Origin of the sequence: Xanthobacter agilis (genome assembly GCF_021730435.1) — a bacterium.
GTDB lineage: Bacteria > Pseudomonadota > Alphaproteobacteria > Rhizobiales > Xanthobacteraceae > Xanthobacter > Xanthobacter agilis.
The window spans coordinates 144,361-162,794 of sequence record NZ_JABWGX010000009.1 but is presented as its reverse complement, the minus strand read 5'-3'; the positions used below and the strand labels follow the sequence as shown (position 1 = coordinate 162,794).

Here is an 18,434-nt window from a genome sequence, read left to right as displayed (position 1 = left end):
GCGGCGCGCCGCCTGGGCGGCGGCGGACGTGTTCTGCTCCCTCTCCGACAACATTCAGGAGACCTTCGGGCTGACGCCGGTCGAGGCCATGGCGGCGGGGTTGCCGGTGGTGGTGAGCGATTGGGACGGCTATCGCGACACCGTACGCGACGGCATCGACGGCTTCCGCATCCCCACCCTGATGCCGGCGCCCGGCCTCGGCCAGGATCTTGCCGCCCGCCATGCGCTGGGGCTCGACAGCTACGACGTCTATTGCGGGCTCACCTCCGCAGTGGTGGCGGTGGACGTGGAAGCGGCGGCGCAGGCCTTCCACACCCTCTTCACCGCGCCCGAGCTGCGACGGCGCATGGGGGAGGCCGGGCGCGCCCGGGCGCGGGACATCTACGACTGGTCGGCGATCATCCCCCGCTACGAGCGCCTGTGGCGCGAGCTGGAAGAGGTCCGGAATGCCCATCGCGCCATCGCCCCCGCCGCGCCGTGCTCCTGGCCGGCACGGCCCGACCCCTTCACCGCGTTCGCGGCCTACCCCACCCATGCCCTGCGCGCCGACACCGTTCTCGAGCTGGCGGAAGTCGATGCCGCGCACGCCCAGGCCCGTGCGCGCGCCGCGCTCGGCCTCAAGATGGTGAATTTCGCCGATATGGTCCGCCCGACGGCGGACGAGCTGCAAACCATCCTCGCCGCCGCCGCCGAAGGGCCAGCCCCAGCGGCGACACTTGTTGCCGGAATAGCGCCCGATCGCCACGCCCACGCCCTGCGGCTGCTCGCATGGCTGGCCAAGCTGGGACTTCTGAGGATGACTCGGCGGCATGATAAGGTCACCGAGAGGGCGATAATCTCATGATGAGCTTGGAATGGAGCACCGCGCACCGCGCGCCGACGGCCCGACGGCCGGCGATCTTGTGCCGTCCGGTAGCGGCCGACGAAGGATGGATGGCGTCATGAACTCCCGCTCTTCGCCCGACGCGATCGTGGCCCAGGAGCCCGCCGATGGCGGACTGATCGCCTTGTGCGGCATCGCCGCCTTTTTCCGCATCCCGGCCGAGGCGCAGGCGCTGCGCCGCGACCTGGCTCTGGGCAGTGGACGCGTGGCGGACGCGGAGCATGTGGTGCGGGCGGCGCGCCTGCTGGGCCTCAAGGCCGCCATCGGCCGCCTGAAGCTGCCGGATGGCCTCGCCGGCCTGCCGGCGCCCTCGATCCTCCAGAACAAGGACGGCGCCTTCCGCGTCTTCGGTGGGCGTCTGCCCGATGGGCGATACCGCATTATCGATCCGGTGAGCCGGGTGGAAACCGCCTTGGACGGTGCCGAGGCCGCCGCCGCCCTGGCGCCCATGGCCCTGCGCGTCACCCGCCGCTTCCGCGGCGCCGGCGCCGCACCCGAGACCTTCGGCTTTGCCTGGTTCCTGCCCTCCATCTGGCGTTACCGCTCAGCCCTCGGCCATGTGCTCCTGGCGTCCTTGTTCATCCAGCTGTTCGCGCTGGTGACCCCTTTGTTTTTCCAGGTGGTGGTCGACAAGGTGCTGGCGCACCAGGGCATGTCCACCCTCACCGTCCTGGTGGTGGGCCTCGTTATCATCGGCGCCTTCGATGTGATCCTCCAATACCTACGCACCTATGCGCTCTCGCACACCACCAACCGCATCGACGTGGAGCTGGGGCAACGCCTGTTCCAGCACCTGCTGCGGTTGCCGGTGGGCTATTTCGAGACCCGTTCGGCGGGCCAGACCGTGGCGCGGGTGCGGGAGCTGGAGACCATCCGCTCCTTCCTCACCGGTCAGGGCCTGTTCGCCGTCCTCGACTGCCTGTTCGCCCTCATCTTCATCGCCGTTCTGTTTCTTTACAGCACATGGCTGACCCTGGTCGTGCTTGCGACCATTCCGCTTTATCTTCTCATCAGCTTGGCGGTGCGCCCGCTGCTCTTGACCAAGATCAAGGAGAAGTTCGATCGCGGGGCCCTCAGCCAGCAGTTCCTGGTGGAAACCGTCGTCGGCATCCAGACCGTGAAGGCGGCGGCGGTGGAACCCATCGTGCAAAACGAGTGGGAGGAACGCCTCGCCGCCTATGTGACGACCTCGTTCAGCGCGACCCAGCTCGCGTCGCTCGGCCAGAATGCCATCCAATATGTGTCGAAGCTGTCCACGGCCTTCATCCTGTTCTTCGGCGCCAAGGCGGTCATGGAGGGCGACCTCACCATCGGCCAGCTCATCGCCTTCAACATGATCGCCTCCCAGGTGGCCCAGCCGGTGCTGCGCCTGTCGCAGATTTTCCAGGACTTCCAGCAGGTTCAAGTGTCGGTGGAGCGCCTGGGCGACATCCTCAACACGCCGCCCGAGCGTATGCCGGCGACCCGCTCGGCCCCGCCGCCGCCGCGCGGCGCCATCGAATTGCGCAACGTGACGTTCCGCTACCGGCCCGGCCTGCCGGACGTGCTGAAGCATGTCTCGCTCGGCATCCGGCCGGGGGAGGTGATCGGCATCGTCGGCCCTTCCGGCTCGGGCAAGTCCACCCTCACGAAACTGGTGCAGCGCTTCTATTTGCCGAGTGAAGGACAGGTGCTGCTGGACGGCAGCGACCTGTCCCAGGCCGACCCGTCCTGGCTCCGGCGGCACATCGGGGTGGTGCTTCAGGAAAACTTGCTGTTCAACCGCACCGTGCACGAAAACATCGCCCTGGCCGATCCGGCGATGCCCCGCGCCAGGGTGATGGCGATCGCCCGGCTCGCCGGAGTGGACGAATTTGTCGCCCGCATGCCGGAGGGCTACGACACGGTGATCGAGGAGCGCGGCGCCAATCTGTCGGGCGGGCAGCGCCAGCGCATCGCCATCGCCCGCGCGCTGGCCACCAATCCGCCGATCCTGATCCTGGACGAGGCGACCAGCGCCCTCGACTATGAGAGCGAGCGGGTGATCCAGGCCAACATGCGCCATATCGTGCATGGCCGCACCGTGCTCATCATCGCCCACCGCCTCGCGGCGGTGCGCGACTGCAACCGCATCATCGGCATGATCGACGGCCGGGTGGTGGAGGTCGGCACCCACGACGAGCTGCTGGCGCGTCCAAACGGGCTTTATGCGCGCCTGTGGGCGATGCAGACGGCGAGGAGTTCGCAATGAGCACGCCGGCCAACGCCGCTCCCACCGGGACCCCGCCCACCACACGCCTGCCCACCGAGAGAGCGCCCACCGAGAGCCCGCCCGCCCAGAGCACATCTGCCGAGAGTCCGTCTACCAAGAGTACATCTGCCGGCGCCGCGCCGCGCCGTCCGGCCAAGGGCGCGCCGCGCAAGGGGGCGGACCGGGAGTTCCTGCCGGCGGCACTGGAGATTCTCGACACCCCACCCTCCCCCATCCGCCTCACCCTGCTCATCAGCATCTGCGCCCTCGCCCTGATCGCCCTGGCGTGGAGCTGGGTGGGCAAGGTGGACGTGATGGCGGTGGCCGGCGGCAAGATCCAGCCCACCGGGCGGGTGAAGGTGGTGCAGCCGCTCGACGGGGGACGCGTGGAGGCCGTCGACGTGAGGGACGGCCAGCAGGTCGCGGCGGGGGCGCTGCTGATCCGCCTCGATCCACGCGAAGCGCAGGCGGACGAGGCGGGGCTTGCGTCGGCGCTCCAGTCGTTCAAAGGCGAAGCCCTGCGGCGACGGGCGGTGCTGGCGGCGGTGGAACAGGGCGCGCCGGCCGAGGTGCCGCACTGGGACGACGAGATCCCGCAAACGGTGCGGGACCGCGAAACCCGCGTGCTGAAAGGCGACGTGGACCGTCTGGCCACCCAGATCCTGACGCTCGACGCCCAGCGCGTGCAAAAGCTGGCCGAAGAGGAGCGCCTGAAGGCCACCATCGACGCCCAGCGCGAGCTGCTCGCGACCCAGGACACCCGCATCGGCATGCGCACGGAGCTGATGGAGCGGGCGGTCGGCTCCAAGGCGCAATTGCTGGATGCCCAGGAGGTGCGCCAGACCCAGGGCGTCAATCTGCGGGTCCAGGAAGGCCAGCTCGCGGAGGTGCACGCCGCGCTGGACGTGATCGACCAGAACCGGGCGAGCGCGAAAAGCGCCTTCGTCGCCGAAAATGCGCAGCGCCTGGCCGACGTGGAGCGCCAGATCGAGGAGACCCACCAGCGCCTCGCCAAGGCGCGGGCACGGCTGGAACAGATGACCATCACCGCCCCCATCGCCGGAACGGTCACCGCGCTTGCCGTCATCGGTGCCGGGCAGGTGGTGACCTCCGGGGAAGAGGTGCTGCGAATCGTGCCCAAGGGCTCGCGGCTGGAACTGGAAGTCTACATGCCCAACCGCGACATCGGTTTCGTGCATGAAGGGGCACCGGCGGTGGTGAAGATCGATTCCTTCCCCTTCACCCGCTTCGGCACCCTCTCAGGCACGGTGGTGCGCGTCGCCCATGATGCGGTCTCCTCACCCGACGTGGAGCAAAGCCTCAGCTCCCCCACAACCGCCCCGCGCACCAAGGGCGTTGGCGGCACCCAGGCCATGCAGAACCTGGTGTTCCCGGTCACCATCGCCCTCGACAGCCAATCCATCGTCGTCGATGGCGTGGCGGTGCCCCTCTCGCCGGGCATGACCGCCCAGGCCGAGGTCAAGACCGGCGAGCGCCGCATTCTCGAATACCTGTTCTCCCCCCTCGTCGACGTCGGTTCCAGAGCCATGCGCGAGCGATGAGAACGCGCGCCGCGCACCGGCCGCCGGCGTCGCCGCGCCGGGGATAGTCCGCGACAAGGATCGGCTACCCACGCCTGAAACCTCTGCCGCCACGATGGGCGGTGGCTTACGAACCCTCTGTCGGGGCAACGGGCCATGCCGCAGGGTCATATCAGCCCAGACCGCAACCGGCCCCTCCGACCGGCACTGCAGCGCGCAACCTCGGCGAAGTGCCGGCGGCGCCTGACATTGACCGCTCCGATGGTCTGTCCACAGCCGTAAACCCCATCGCGAAATAGGGAAATTCCGGAGGCGTTTCACACCCCGATCACGGCATAGAAGAGAGAACGAAAGTTTGTGGGCTTTCCGCGAATCGTCAATGCCCTCGCGAGGAAAAGACCACGCTAACGAAAACGGGAGCGCCTCATGTCCGCCATCCTCCATTCTTCCTATGATTCAACCGCAGGTGCGCCCGAGATCGCCATGGGCATCGCCGCGGCCACCGCCAACATGGAGCCACAGCTCGCCGTCCGGGTGAGCGAGGCCATCGCCGGTCTTTATCGCGCGCCCTCCAACGCATCGGTCGAACGCCTGCTCGACGACGGGCTGGCGGCGAATGTGCTCCTGGACGCTCTCGACGTGGCCATGGAACATACCTGCCTGCGCTATTCGAAGCAGGTGTTCATTCCGGGCCGCGCCGCGGCGCTCAAGACCGTAGGGCGCCGCTTCGCCTCGGCGGTCGCGGCGGTGGAAAGCACGGTCGCCGTGCGCGCCCTGTCCCGGAAGATCATCGAGGACGCCCATCAGCGCGACCTTAGGAACCTGAAGAATCTCGCGGACACCGTTGCCAATGTGAACGAGGTGTCCATTGAGCTGGCCACGCTCACGCGCAACACGCGCCGGACCACGGAAGGCGCGCAAAGCGTGGCCTCCGCCGTGAGCGAGCTCGTGACCAGCATCGAGGAAATCGCGCGCTCCAGCAACGAGGCCTTCGGCGACGCGCAAAATGCGAGCCACGCCTCGAATGAGGCAACAGGCGCGGTGGAAAACCTGCGCGCGACCACCGTCGCCATCAGCGATGCAACGGACGAGACCCGCAAGCGGTCCATCGAGCTGGTGGCCGCGTTCGACCAGATCGCCGACGTGCTGAAGGGCATCGACACCATCGCCAAGCAAACCAACCTGCTCGCCCTCAATGCCACCATCGAGGCGGCGCGCGCCGGCGAGGCCGGAAAGGGCTTCGCCATTGTCGCCCAGGAGGTGAAGGCCCTCGCCAACCAGACCGGTGCCGCCACCGAGGAGATTGGCAAGCGCGTCGATGGCATGCGCTTGGTCATCACCCGCATGGGCGAAGCCATGGCCCGCTCCGAGGAGGCGGTGGCCGCCAGCATGCAGGACATCGAGCAGGTCTCCGCCGCGGTGGCCGCCATCGACGGCACCGTGAACACCGTCGCCCGCAGCACGGATGCCATTGCCTCCGTCCTGACCCAGCAGAAGATCGCCAGCGAGGAGATCGGCGCCCGCGTGTGCCAGAGCGCCGACCTCTCGACCGACAACGAGAAGATGCTGATGCGCATGGCATCGAGCCTCCAGAGCAGCAACGACCGCTTCTCCAACTCCGCGCGCGACTGGTTCAACGCGGACTCCCCCGTGGCCCTGTGCGAAATGGCCAAGATCGACCATGTGCTCTTCAAGAAGCATGTGGTGGACGTGCTGATGGGCCACGCCGAATGGCACGCGCACGAGGTGCCTGATCACCAGCACTGCCGCCTGGGCAAGTGGTACGAGGCCGTGAATATCCCCGAAATCCGGCGGCTGCCGACGTTCGCCTCCCTGGTCGAGCCGCATAAGCAGGTGCACGCCGCAGCTCAGCTCGCGCTTCGGCACCACGAGGAGAGGCGGCCCGACGAGGCCCTGCAGGCCCTGGAAGCGCTCAACACAGCGAGCCATGAGGTGCAGCGCATTCTGGATCTGCTCGCCGCCGATCTCCAGGCCCACCATCGCGCCGCGAAGGGCATCGAGCCGCCGATGCTCCAGTGAGCGCAGGCCCCGGCAGCGGCGCCGAGGGGCCTCAAGGCACATCGCCTCCGGGCGGATTGCCGCCGCCGGGATCAACGCCGGATCATCGCGCCCCACGCGGGAGGCTGGCTAAAGCGCGGCGACCTCCGGCCGACCTGTACTTGATTTGGACCGAGGGGGACGGCCGCGAACGGACGGCTCCGAACACGGTTGGCTCCTTTGCGCTCCGAGCCGCGCGGGAATGACCGCACATCAAGAGCGGATGCGACCAACGCGGGGCGTTCTTCCGAAAGTCCGCAACCAGGGACCGCGACCCATGTTCCCGGACTGGAAGGGCCGGGAACAAGGGGGCACCTGCCCCGCAGCCGTTCAGCCGGAGCGTCGCGGATGCGGCGGCCGAACACCATGTGGACCGGCGCCAAGGTCGGTGTGGGCGGGCGATAATCAGGGAGCGACTTCGGGAGCCGCGCCAACGGACCCCGCTCCCGTCGTACTGAAGATACCGCCACGTCGGCCCCGCTGTCGCGTGCCGATTCCGCGGTTCGTCAAACGCGGCTGCCTCGTGAGGACAGGCGTGGCCCATGCCCCGGCTCTCACGCCCCTATCCCGGCCGACGCGTCTTGGGTTCGCGGAAGGAGGCACGGGTCGCGCCCCCTTCCGTATGCTTGCGGCTCAGGCCGCGCGCACGTTCGACAGGAAGGAGCCCACTTCCCCGCGCAGGCGCTCGGACTGTCGGGCGAGTTCCGCCGCCGATGACAACACCTGGCTGGACGCGGCGCCGGAATCCCGCGCGGCCACGCTCACACTGTCGATGCTCTCCGAAACCTGCCGGGTGCCAAGCGACGCCTGCTGCACATTGCGGGCGATTTCGCCGGTCGCCGCCATCTGCTCGGTCACCGCCGCCGCGATGAGGCTCGATACGCCGTTGATGTCGTCGATGGCCTTGTTGATGGTGGCCATGGCCTCCACCGAATCGCGGGTCGATGTCTGGATGGCGGTAATTTGATCCGCGATCTGCTGGGTCGCCTTCCCGGTCTGCTCCGCCAGGCTCTTGACCTCCGATGCGACCACAGCGAAGCCCTTGCCCGCGTCACCCGCGCGCGCCGCCTCGATGGTCGCGTTCAAGGCCAGCAGATTGGTCTGCTGCGCAATGGCGCTGATGAGGTCCACCACCGCGACGATGCTGGCAGCGGCGGCCGAGAGGGTGTGCATCTTGCCGGTGGTCGCCACCGAATCGGCGGCGGCCACGCGGGCCATGCGCGCGGATTCCTCCACCTGCCGCCCGATCTCGGAAATGGAGCTGGACAATTCCTCGGCCGCGGCGGCCACGGTCTCCACATTGGTCGAGGCTTGGCCGGAAGCGGAGGCCATCGCGACGCTCTGCGCCGAGGTCTCTTCCGTCGAGGCCGTCAGGGTCTGGGCCGCCGCCTCCAGTTCCGTGGCCGCCGACGACACGATATCGACGATACCGCCCACCGAAGCTTCGAAATTCGCGGCAAGTCGTTCCATGGTGGCGCGCTTGTCCGCCTCCGCGTCGCGCTTGGCCTGCTCGGCCTCGCGCTCCAGCCGCAGCTTCTCCTCGCCATGCTGCTTGAACACCAGCGCCGTGCGGGCCACATCGCCCACCTCATCGGCGCGGTCCGCGCCCGCCACCGCGGCTGAAAAATCACCGCGGGCCAGTTGCTGCAGCACCGCGACCACAGCCCGAATAGGACGGGAAATTCCGTATTGGCCAATAAGGTATCCAGCCACCAGCGCCACCAGGACGCCCAGGCTGGCGCCAACCACCATCTGCGTGGAGGAGCGCAGATATTCCGCCTCGGTCGTTGCCACCGACTGCTTCCGCTTCTCATCAAGGGAGCCGACCAGCGCCGCGACGCTCTTGCGCACCTCCTCGGCGGCCGCACGGCCTCGGATCGCCGACTCTCGCAACACTGCGGTGGCCTCGCTGACGTGCTGATCCTGGACCCTCTCAGCGGTCTGAGCGGTGTCCTTCAAATACTCCAAATAGGTATCGAACCGCGCGCGGATCTCCCTCACGCGCTCAAGATCGGCCTCGTCGCTGAGACTTCCCGACAATTGGTCCAGCCGCTGACGGAAATTCACCTGCTCGACCGCAACCTGATTGAGAATGTCCTTTCGGGTTTGTTCGCTGGGATCGATCGCAATCCTGTATTCACCCCGGCTGAGAGCAGTAATGCCAATGGAAAGTCGCGCACCGGTCAGGGCGGAATCCGACATCTCGCTCATCTGCTGCGCCGTGGCGTTGAGACCACGCAGCGCGCTCACCCCGATGACCGTGATGGCCACCGCCACCACCGCCAGAAGACCAACAACCATCAATATCTTCGTGAGAATCCTGAAGCGAGACAAGATTCCACCCCCGCCCGCACCTGACACCATGGGCGCCGGAATGTCGCTAGCGATCGGAAAAGCATCGTTGATTGCAGACATGACTTCACCCCCATTTGTCAGATACTCGACATAGCATGCACTGCCATGGCATTTTCAGAGATAAGATGAAAATCCCGCCTCAAATTACAACGCAGGTGTAACGGCGCGGCGGTCGGCGGTCAGTCGCGCCAATCTTATGTTCAACGAGATATAGGTTTAATTCACGCATAGGTTGTACATAGAATAACAAACAACCTACACCCCTCCACTCGTAGGGCGATGCTTAACAGGCAACGTCGTCACCGCCTCGACCGCGTTTTCAACGTTACCCGCATCAATGCCCCGTCCATGACATCGCACTCTATCTCAGCGTCAATATTAGAGAATGCAACTTATTGCTAGGCGCTGCTGTCTTCCAACATGGTTCATGCCTGCAGCGCGGCTCATTGAGCACTAAAGATGCAGCATACAGTGCATTTTTCGGCTTCAGGAGTCCGGCAGCGCTGCGGCGCCCATGTCATTCCCCGGTGCCGAACGCCCGCACTGCAAGCCCGCGACGGCTGGGCGCACCGCCTCGCGGCGCGACGGCCACGGTGGTCCTCGATGCCCAATGCCGCGCCATATGCCCTGGGGATCGGCCGCATGGTCGGGCGGACGGACACGCCAGCCTCGCCCACCGTCCACCGATTTTTCGCACCGCCCAACCCGGTCGGCGATTGCACGCGCTCATGGATCAAAAAAATCGAAAACCTCCGCCAGAAGGGACTGAAAAGGCGTCAATCGGTGGGCGACCCGCGATACGAGAAGAATGGGCGGGACGGCTACGCGGAAGGAAGACAAGCCAGATGGACGAAAGATGGAAGCGCCTGGTGAGGGGCCCCATCTTCCCGGCCCTGGCGGCAACGCTCATCGCCGCCATCGCCGCAGTCCAGGGCTATGCCGTGTAGCGCTCCTACCAGGCGACTTGGCTTCTGGCGGAGCTTTCGGCGGAGAATGTCCTTCACATCCTGGCGTCAAACATCCACCGCAACCTCCACATCGTCGCGCTTTCGCTGATCGGCCTGGAATCGGTGGCGCTCCTCGTCCGCTGGGACGACCTGCCCCGGCAGGCGGCAGGCGGCTGCTCGATCGCACCGGCAAATGTCGCGGATCGGGATTATTTCCAGTTCCAAATTGAGCCGGAGCGCGGCGCCTTTCTCAGCCGGCATTTGGCAGCCGCCTGGGCAGTGGCGAAACGAGCGTCGCCCTCAACCGGCGGATCTCGAACCCGGACGGAACCTTTGCGGGCATTACCGTCGCCGCGATCCGCATGGCATTCTTTCCGCAAGCTGTTCAGGGAGAGCGCCTTGGCCGCGACAACGTCATCGCGCTCATGCGGATCCGCCACGCCATGCGGCATCACGCGGATCTGTCCGTGCTGATCATCGACATCGATCGCTTCAGGAAGGTCAGCGACCGCCACGGCCAGGCCGCCGGCGATGAGAGACTCCGCCGCCTGAGCCCGCACCCGGCACCACCCGTTATTGTTTCGTCAAAGACAAGAAAATTGCCTCATTAGAAACATCACTGTAAAAAGGCGGGATACTGGCGGAACGGGCCGGATCGAGGCGGAAAGGCACACATCATGCGCGAGGCGGCGTCACCCCCCACCCTTGACGCACTGGCACGGGGACGGGAAGCGGCCGGCGCATCGCTCACCTTCGCGCCCTATTGGTGGGAGGCCGCGCCACGACCCGAGGCCGGGCCGACGTCCCTGCCGGCGCATGCGGACGTGGTGATTGTCGGCTCCGGATTCACCGGCCTGTCGGCGGCCCTCGCGCTGCTGCGCAATGGACGCCGCCCCCTGGTGCTGGAGCGCGGCGCGCCCGGCTTTGGCGCCTCCACCCGCAACGGCGGCCAGATCGGCAGCGGCAATCAGAAATTCCGCGTGCAACATCTCATCGCCCTACGGGGGCGCGCCAAGGCACAAGCCCTGCTGCGCGAGGGCGTCGCCATGCTCGATCACATCGAGGCGCTCATCGGGCGGGAGGCGATCCCGTGCGGCTTCACACGCTGCGGACGGTTTCGCGGCGCCATTCGTCCCGCCCACTACGACGCCATGGCCCGCGATATGGAGGACCTCAAGGCGCTCGCGGGCGTCGAGAGCTTCATGGTACCGCGCGCCGAGCAGCATCGGGAGATCGGCAGCGATCTGTTCCATGGCGGATCGGTGTTGCCGGCCGATGCCAGCCTCCATCCCGGCCTCTATCACAAGGGACTCATGGCGCGCATCGAAGCCCTGGGCGGCACCGTGCGTGGCGGAGCCGGCGTCACCGGCATCCGGGCGGAGACGGACGGCTTCAGCCTGTCCACCGCGCGTGGTCCGCTGCGCTGCCGAGACGTCATCATCGCCACCAACGGCTATACGGACGGGCTTTTGCCGGAGCTTGGCCGGCGCATCGTGCCGGTGGGCTCGGCGCTGATCGCCACCGCGGAAATCCCCCCGGAGCGGTTCGCGCCGCTGATGCCGAGCGGCCGGGTCTATGGCAACACCAACCGTGTGTTCTCCTATTTCCGTGCGGCGCCAGGGGAACGGCGCATCGTCTGGGGCGGGCGCGTGGGACGCCTGGCGCGCGCCGGGACACCCGCCGCCTACAGCCACCTCGCGCGCGACCTGCTGGCCACCTTTCCGGAGCTCGCGGACATCGCGGTTACCCATGCCTGGGACGGGCGCATCGGCTACACGTATGATGAAGTGCCCCATCTCGGCCGCACCCGCGACGGCATCCATTACGCCATCGGCTATTGCGGCACCGGGGTTTCGCGGGCGACCTACTTCGGCCACAAGGTGGCGCTTCAGCTGGTGGGCTCGGCGGAGGGCCACACCGCCTTCGACGACCTGCCCTTTCCGGCCTATCCGGCCCACCCGCTCGCCGCGCGCGCCGTTCCCGTGGTGGAAAGCTGGTACCGGGTGCGAGACGCCCTGAACATCTGAGACCCCCGCCCCCGGCTTCCGTTCGGTCCCAGGCCGTTTCGCTCAAGCCGCGCCGGACCTGAGACAGTCGGCCCCGGCCGTTGACCGGCGCCAAGCGGGTCCGCGCGCCTGGCGCACGGGACTGCCCCGTCGAGAGCCAGCCGGAGACAGGCGCGAGCACCTTGCGCGCGGCACCGACAGGCGACCAGCTTCGCCCACGCCAGACCTTCCCAGCCGCGCGAGGATGCGCGCCAAGCCCCGGCAGCAGTGTCCCGGCAGCAGTGTCCCGGCAGCAGTGTCCCGGCAGCAGCCGCGACGGCGCGCGGACCATGCGGCAACCTCCATCATGGGTCAGTGGTCGTCCGCCGGCCGTATGGCGCGACGCCAAGAGGCAAATTCCGTCCCATTGGCGACAGCCGGTGTCGAAAAATGCGGACCGATCCCCAGGCACAGCCACCGCGATCCCCCGCCCACATCGTCGAACTTTCCGACACAGATATTCGGCACATAAATAGCTGCAATGAGAGCGCATTGAACAAATTTGTGTCATATATTTATTATTAATTTCAATTGTTTATTTCAATTCGCCCCAACCGCGTCAGCTCCTGCACAAAATTTGATTGAGCCGCTTATTGACGGAAAACTCCGACACACTTTAGCCTTTCCCCATCGCAGCCAATGCCGAAGGGGACCCCCATGATGTCCGCACCTCTCGACCGGCGCCGCACGGCGGGCCTGATGCTCGCCGTGGGGGCCGCCACGTTCGCTTTTCTTGCCGCCCCCGCCCGCGCCGCCGATGACGTGCTGGTAGGCGTGATCCAGCCGCTGTCCGGCCCGAACGCCCAGTTCGGCATCGGCGCCCAGCGCGGCACCGAGCTGGCCGCCGAAATCATCAACGCGGCGGGCGGCATCCAGGCCCTGGGCGGCGCCAAGATCAAGCTGGTGGCGGCCGACGTGCCCACCCCCAACACCGCGGCCGCCGCCACCCAGCGCCTCATTTCGCAAAACGGTGTGAGCGCCGTCGTGGGCGCGTTCGTGTCGTCGACCACCCTTGCCGCGTCCGAAGTCACCGAACGCGCGCAGATCCCGCTCGTAACCTTCGCGTTCGCGGACCAGATCACCGGGCGCGGCTACGCGTATGTGTTCCAGGTGTCGCCCAAGGGCACGGCGTTCGGCGCGGCCCAGTTCGATTACGCCACCGCCATCGCCAAGGCGGCGGGCGAGAAGATCGACAAGGTCGCCATCCTTTACGAAGACACCGCCTACGGCACCGCCCAGGCCAAGGGACTGCGCGAGGCAGCCAAGGCCGCCGGCGTCGAAGTGGTGCTGGACGAGGCCTATCCGCTGGGCATCACCGACGTGTCGCCGCTGGTGAACAAGCTGCGCGCCTCCGGCGCCCAGATCGCCTTTCCGGTCTCCTATCTCAACGACAGCCTGCTCATCATCCGCGCCCTGCGCCAGCAGAATATCGATATTCCGGTGATCGGTGGCGCCGCCGGCTACATCATTCCCGACTTCAAGAAGGGCCTCGGCGCCTATGCCGATGGCGTGCTCTCGGTAGCCGCGGCGTCCGGCGACATGATCCCGGACCTCGCCAGGACATACAAAGACAAGTACGGCACCTTCATCACCCATGAGGCGATCATCCACGCGGCGGCGCTGGATGCGGTGGCCAAGGCCATGGAGAAGGCCAAGTCCGCCGACCCGCAGAAGGTGCGCGACGCGCTCGCCACCCTCGACTATTGCGGGGGCCTTGCCGCCGGTGTGCCGGGCGGCTGCATCACCTTCGACAAGACCGGCCTCAACACCTCCTCCTTCCCGATCATGGTGCAGTGGCGCGGGGATGCACCGGTCACCGTCTATCCGCCCAAGGCCGCGACGGAAAAGCCCGTCTGGCGCGGCAAGACGGTGGAGTGAGGCTGGCCCTGAACGGCGAGCGGCCCTGACCGGGCCGGCCGCCCACGCCGGGACTGCCCCGGCATGCCGGCGGGGAGGAGGCCCCCCCCTTGCCCCCTCCCCGCCCTTGAACCCGCCCCCGCCCCATTGGCGGCACCCCACTTCCAGCAGCAAGGGCTCGCATGATCCAGGCTCTCGTGGACGGCATCCTGCTCGGCGGCGTCTATGGCGTCATCTCGACCGGACTGTCGCTCGTCTTCGGCGTCCTTGGCGTCGTCAATTTCGCCCATGCCGAATTCCTGATGCTCGGCATGTATGTGGCCTGGTTCGCCTGGCGCTATCTCGGGCTCGACCCGCTGCTCGGGTCGGCATTGTCCTTCGTCATCGTCTTCGCCATCGGCTATCTGGTGCAACGCACGCTGGTGCAGCGGGTGCTGAAGGCGCCGCCGGCGGCGCAGGTGTTCCTTACGGTCGGCCTCATGATCGTGATCGAGAACGCAGCGCTCATGGCCTTCGGCTCCGACTACCGCTCGGTAAGCGTGCCCTATCAGGTGGAGGGCTATCGGCTCGGTGATATCTTCGTCGGCGCGCCCTATCTGTTCGCGTTCGTGGCGGCCGTGGTGCTCGCCGGCGCGCTCTGGCTGTTCCTGGAGCGCTCCTGGAGCGGCCGCGCCATCCGCGCCGTGGCGCAGGACCCCATGGCCGCGACCCTGGTGGGGGTCGATACCCGGCGCACCTATGCGCTGGCGTTCGGCCTCGGCGTGGCGCTCACCGCCTTCGGCGGCGCGGTCATCCTGCCCTACATCACGGTGAGCCCCACGGTGGGCGGGCAATTCGTGGTGCTCATGTTCACGGTGGTGGTGCTGGGCGGGCTCGGCTCCGTGGCCGGGGCGCTCGCGGGCGGCATCATGGTGGGCATCGTGCAATCGCTGTCGGCGCTCGTGTTCCCCATCCAACTGCAAAACCTCTGCCTGTTCGTGATTTTCATCGCCGTTCTCGCCCTGCGCCCGCAGGGCCTCATCAAGGGCGCCTGAGCCATGCGGAACCTTTTCTCCCCCTCCCGCGCGGCCCTGCTCCTGTTCTTCCTCGCGGCCGCGCTGCTGCCGCTGGCGCTTGATCCGCGCGGACATCTCATCCGCGTCGCCGCCATGGTGCTGCTGTTCGCGGCCATGGCGCAGTCGTGGAACATCGTGGGCGGGCTCGCCAATCAGATCTCGCTCGGTCACGCCGCCTTCTTCGGGCTCGGCGCCTACACCTCGACCTTGCTGTTCCTGAAGCTCGGCGTGACGCCGTGGATCGGCATGGGGGTCGGCGCCGTGGTGGCCGGTGGCGCCGCCGCCCTGCTCTCGATCCCCACCTTCCGGCTCAAGGGCCATTACTTCGCGCTGGCCACCCTCGCCTTCGCGGAGGTCATGCGGGTGATCGCCAACAGCCTTGGCGATGTCACCGGCGGGCCAGTGGGCCTGTCCATTCCCTTCATGGGTAGCCAGCCGGCGCTGTTCGCGTTCCGCTCGGTCGCATCCTATTACTGGATCATCCTGGGGCTGCTGGTGGCGGTGTGCGCCGTGTTCCACCTGCTTGCTTCGGGCGCCATCGGCTATCGCCTGCGCGCGGTACGGGAGAACGAGGCCGCCGCCGAGGTGGCGGGGGTGGACACCTTCCGCGTGAAGCTCACCGCCAGCGTCATCTCGGCCGCGCTCACCGCCGTGTGCGGCACGGTGTTCGCGCAATTCACCTTCTTCTTCGATCCGGACTCCATCTTCTCCCTGTCCGGTATTTCCGTGCGCATGGCCATGATCGCCATCGTCGGCGGGCTCGGCACCCTGGGCGGGCCGCTTGTCGGCGCCCTGTTCCTGATCCCGCTGGAAGAAGTGGCCAATGCGGTCCTGTCCTCGCAGGCGGCGGGACTGTCCCAGTTCGCGTTCGGCGTCATCCTCATCGGCGCCATCCTCATCCAGCCGCGCGGGCTGATGGCCTATTGGCTCAGAACCCCCTGGGCGAAAACGCGGCGCGCCGCCGCCACGGGAGCCTGAGTCATGCAGCCTTTGCTCCAAGCCGACGCCATCTGCGTCACCTTCGGCGGTCTCAAGGCGGTGGACGGCGTTTCCTTCTCGCTGAATGCCGGGGAGATCGTCGGCCTCATCGGCCCCAACGGCGCCGGCAAGACCACGCTTTTCAACGCCCTGGTCGGCCTCCAGCCGCTGACCTCGGGCACTGTATGGCTCGATGGCGAGCGGGTTTGTGGCCTCAAGCCGCACAAGGTGGCGCGCCTGGGCATGACCAAGACCTTCCAGAACGCCGCCCTGTTCCCTGACATGAGCGTCAAGGAGAACGTCACCACCGCCGCCCTCCTGCGCCACGACCTTAAGGGCGCGCGGGCGAAGGCCGACACGGTGCTGCGAAAGCTCGACCTCACCCCCATCGCCGATGCGGACGTGGCCGACCTCACCTTCCCCCAGAAGGCACTCGTGGAAATGGCGCGGGCGCTCGCCACCGAACCGCGCGTGCTGCTGCTCGACGAGGTGATGGCGGCCTTGACCCCGGCCGAGATGGACGAGGTGATGGCCGTGATCCGCGCGCTCAAGGCCGAGGGCCTGGCCTTCCTGGTGGTGGAGCATCACATGCGGGCCATCATGGCCCTGTGCGACCGCCTGCTGGCGGTGAATTTCGGCCGCCTCATCGCCGATGGAACACCGGCGCAGGTGGCCGCCCACCCGCAGGTCATCGAGGCCTATCTCGGCCACGGCGCCGCCGGAAAGGAGGCCGCCCATGCTTGAAATCCGCAACCTCTGCGCCGCCTATGGCGGGCCGGACGTTCTGTCTTCCGTCACCCTGGAGGTGAAGGCGGGCGAGACGGTGGCCGTGCTCGGCGCCAACACCGCCGGCAAGACCACGCTGTTGCGCACCATCTCCGGGCTTGTGGCCAGGGCGCGCGGCTCGGTGACCTTCGAAGGCACCGAGCTGATCGGCCGCCCGGCCCACACCATCCCCGCCCTGGGGCTCGGCCATGTGCCGGAGGGCCGCCATGTGTTCCCGCGCATGACAACGCTGGACAACCTCAAGATGGGCGCCTTCTTCCATCGCGGCGCCGGCGACATCGCCCAGCGCATCCAGCGCGTCTTTGCCCTGTTTCCCAGGCTTGAGGAGCGGCAGGGCCAGATGGCCGGCTCCATGTCCGGCGGCGAGCAACAGATGGTGTCCATCGGCCGTGCGCTGATGGGCAATCCCAAGCTGCTCCTGCTCGACGAGCCCAGCCACGGCCTCGCCCCGATCGTGGTGGATGAGCTGCACGCGGCCATCGGCGCGATCAACCGCCAGGGCGTCGCGGTGCTGCTGGTGGAGCAGAACGCCGTGCTCGCCCTCTCCGTGGCCCATCGCGGCTACGTGTTGGAGGCGGGCCATGTGGTGCTGTCCGGCGATGCGCAGGCGCTGTCCGCCGACCACGGCGTCAGGCGCGCCTATCTCGGCGTGTGAGCGCCTCGGCGACAAGATCCTCCAGGAGAAAAGACATGAAAGTCAAAGCCGGCGTGGCCCAGGTGGGCGCGGTGCCGTTCGACATGGAAGCCTCCCTCGCCAAGGCCGAGGCCTGGATCGCCAAGGCCGGCGCGGCCGGCTGCGCCGTCGTGGTGTTTCCGGAAGCGTTCCTCTGCGGCTACCCGAAGGGCTCCGACTTCGACATTTCCATCGGCGTGCGCACCGCGCGCGGGCGCGAGGAATTCCGCCGCTATTTCGATGCCGCCATCACCGTGCCAGGGCCGCAGACCGAGCGCCTGGGCCAGGCGGCGGCGCAGGCGGGAACCTATGTGGTGATCGGCGTCATGGAGCGCGATCTCGGCACCATGTATTGCACCGCCCTGTTCTTTGGCCCGGACGGCGCGCTGCTCGGCAAGCACAGGAAGCTGATGCCCACCGCCGCCGAGCGCCTTGCCTGGGGCTTCGGCGATGGGTCCACCTTGCCTGTGCTGGAAACACCCATCGGCAAGATCGGCGCGGTGATCTGCTGGGAAAACTACATGCCCATGCTGCGCATGGCCATGTACGCCAAGGGCATCTCGCTCTATTGCGCGCCCACCGCCGACGACCGCGAGACCTGGCTGCCCACCATGCGCCACATCGCGCTCGAAGGCCGCTGCTTCGTGCTCACCTCCTGCCAGGTGGTGCGGCGGGCCGATTTCCCGCAAGACTATCGCTGCGCCGTCACCGATGACCCGCAGGCCCTCCTCATGCATGGCGGATCGGCCATCATCGACCCGCTCGGCCGGGTGCTGGCGGGGCCCGTGTTCGACGAGGAAACCCTGCTCACCGCGGAGCTGGACATGGACGAGCTGGCGCGCGCCAAGTTCGATTTCGACGTGGCCGGCCACTATGCCCGGCCGGACGTCTTCACCCTCGCCGTGAACGAAGCGCCGCAAAAGGCGGTGCGCATCACGGCCTGAGCCCGACCGTCCGCGCAGTCAAGAGATGCGCCGACGACGGAATCCCCTCATGCTCACGACCCAGCCCTTCTGGGCCGTGAGA

15 protein-coding genes are annotated in these 18,434 nt (G+C 67.3%); 12 read left to right on the top strand and 3 right to left on the bottom strand.

All coding sequences use genetic code 11. The features are described from left to right. From HUW53_RS09005 to HUW53_RS08990, 4 genes are all read left to right on the top strand, one after another. On the top strand, positions 1-844 hold an 844-nt coding region (locus HUW53_RS09005), incomplete at its 5' end, for a glycosyltransferase (RefSeq protein ID WP_237345418.1). A 97-nt stretch (positions 845-941) separates the two neighbouring features. Continuing rightward, positions 942-3,113, top strand: coding sequence for a type I secretion system permease/ATPase (locus HUW53_RS09000; RefSeq protein WP_237345417.1), 2,172 nt, complete (start codon positions 942-944; stop codon positions 3,111-3,113). After that, positions 3,110-4,675 carry an HlyD family type I secretion periplasmic adaptor subunit gene (locus HUW53_RS08995; RefSeq protein WP_237345416.1) on the top strand — a complete coding sequence of 522 codons (1,566 nt, stop codon included), beginning with the start codon at positions 3,110-3,112 and terminating at the stop codon, positions 4,673-4,675. Before HUW53_RS09000 ends, HUW53_RS08995 begins: the two co-directional genes overlap by 4 nt. A 405-nt stretch (positions 4,676-5,080) precedes the next feature. Further along, positions 5,081-6,694, top strand: a complete 1,614-nt coding sequence (locus HUW53_RS08990; RefSeq protein ID WP_237345415.1) for a methyl-accepting chemotaxis protein — start codon at positions 5,081-5,083, stop codon at positions 6,692-6,694. A gap of 651 nt (positions 6,695-7,345) precedes the next feature. On the opposite strand, the gene HUW53_RS08985 is transcribed toward HUW53_RS08990, so the two are convergent. From HUW53_RS08985 to HUW53_RS08980, 3 genes are all read right to left on the bottom strand, one after another. Continuing rightward, the gene (locus HUW53_RS08985; RefSeq protein ID WP_237345414.1) at positions 7,346-9,013 is read right to left on the bottom strand and encodes a methyl-accepting chemotaxis protein; all 1,668 of its coding nucleotides are present in this window, start codon (positions 9,011-9,013) and stop codon (positions 7,346-7,348) included. A gap of 1,067 nt (positions 9,014-10,080) precedes the next feature. Next, positions 10,081-10,275 carry a hypothetical protein gene (locus HUW53_RS22065; protein WP_370877847.1) on the bottom strand — a complete coding sequence of 65 codons (195 nt, stop codon included), beginning with the start codon at positions 10,273-10,275 and terminating at the stop codon, positions 10,081-10,083. Beyond that, positions 10,224-10,529: a hypothetical protein gene (locus HUW53_RS08980; protein WP_237345413.1), complete on the bottom strand. Its 306-nt coding sequence runs from the start codon at positions 10,527-10,529 to the stop codon at positions 10,224-10,226. Before HUW53_RS08980 ends, HUW53_RS22065 begins: the two co-directional genes overlap by 52 nt. Here HUW53_RS08980 and HUW53_RS22060 point away from each other — a divergent pair. From HUW53_RS22060 to HUW53_RS08945, 8 genes are all read left to right on the top strand, one after another. Next, a complete protein-coding gene (locus HUW53_RS22060) occupies positions 10,440-10,625 on the top strand; it encodes a diguanylate cyclase domain-containing protein (RefSeq protein WP_370877849.1) in 186 nt (61 codons plus the stop codon). The two genes, HUW53_RS08980 and HUW53_RS22060, sit on opposite strands and share 90 nt — an antisense overlap. Positions 10,626-10,691: 66 nt before the next feature. After that, the gene (locus HUW53_RS08975; protein WP_237345412.1) at positions 10,692-12,041 is read left to right on the top strand and encodes an NAD(P)/FAD-dependent oxidoreductase; all 1,350 of its coding nucleotides are present in this window, start codon (positions 10,692-10,694) and stop codon (positions 12,039-12,041) included. A gap of 675 nt (positions 12,042-12,716) precedes the next feature. Continuing rightward, on the top strand, positions 12,717-13,937 hold the full coding sequence (locus HUW53_RS08970) for an ABC transporter substrate-binding protein (protein WP_237345411.1): 1,221 nt from the start codon (positions 12,717-12,719) through the stop codon (positions 13,935-13,937). Between the two features lie 161 nt (positions 13,938-14,098). Then, positions 14,099-14,950: a branched-chain amino acid ABC transporter permease gene (locus HUW53_RS08965; RefSeq protein ID WP_237345410.1), complete on the top strand. Its 852-nt coding sequence runs from the start codon at positions 14,099-14,101 to the stop codon at positions 14,948-14,950. Positions 14,951-14,953: 3 nt separating this feature from the next. Beyond that, positions 14,954-15,949: a branched-chain amino acid ABC transporter permease gene (locus HUW53_RS08960; protein ID WP_237345409.1), complete on the top strand. Its 996-nt coding sequence runs from the start codon at positions 14,954-14,956 to the stop codon at positions 15,947-15,949. Between the two features lie 3 nt (positions 15,950-15,952). Further along, a complete protein-coding gene (locus HUW53_RS08955; protein WP_237345408.1) occupies positions 15,953-16,693 on the top strand; it encodes an ABC transporter ATP-binding protein in 741 nt (246 codons plus the stop codon). Beyond that, positions 16,686-17,390, top strand: coding sequence for an ABC transporter ATP-binding protein (locus HUW53_RS08950; RefSeq protein WP_237345407.1), 705 nt, complete (start codon positions 16,686-16,688; stop codon positions 17,388-17,390). Before HUW53_RS08955 ends, HUW53_RS08950 begins: the two co-directional genes overlap by 8 nt. A 35-nt stretch (positions 17,391-17,425) precedes the next feature. Further along, positions 17,426-18,352: a carbon-nitrogen hydrolase family protein gene (locus HUW53_RS08945; protein WP_272904135.1), complete on the top strand. Its 927-nt coding sequence runs from the start codon at positions 17,426-17,428 to the stop codon at positions 18,350-18,352. Positions 18,353-18,434 lie beyond the last annotated feature (82 nt).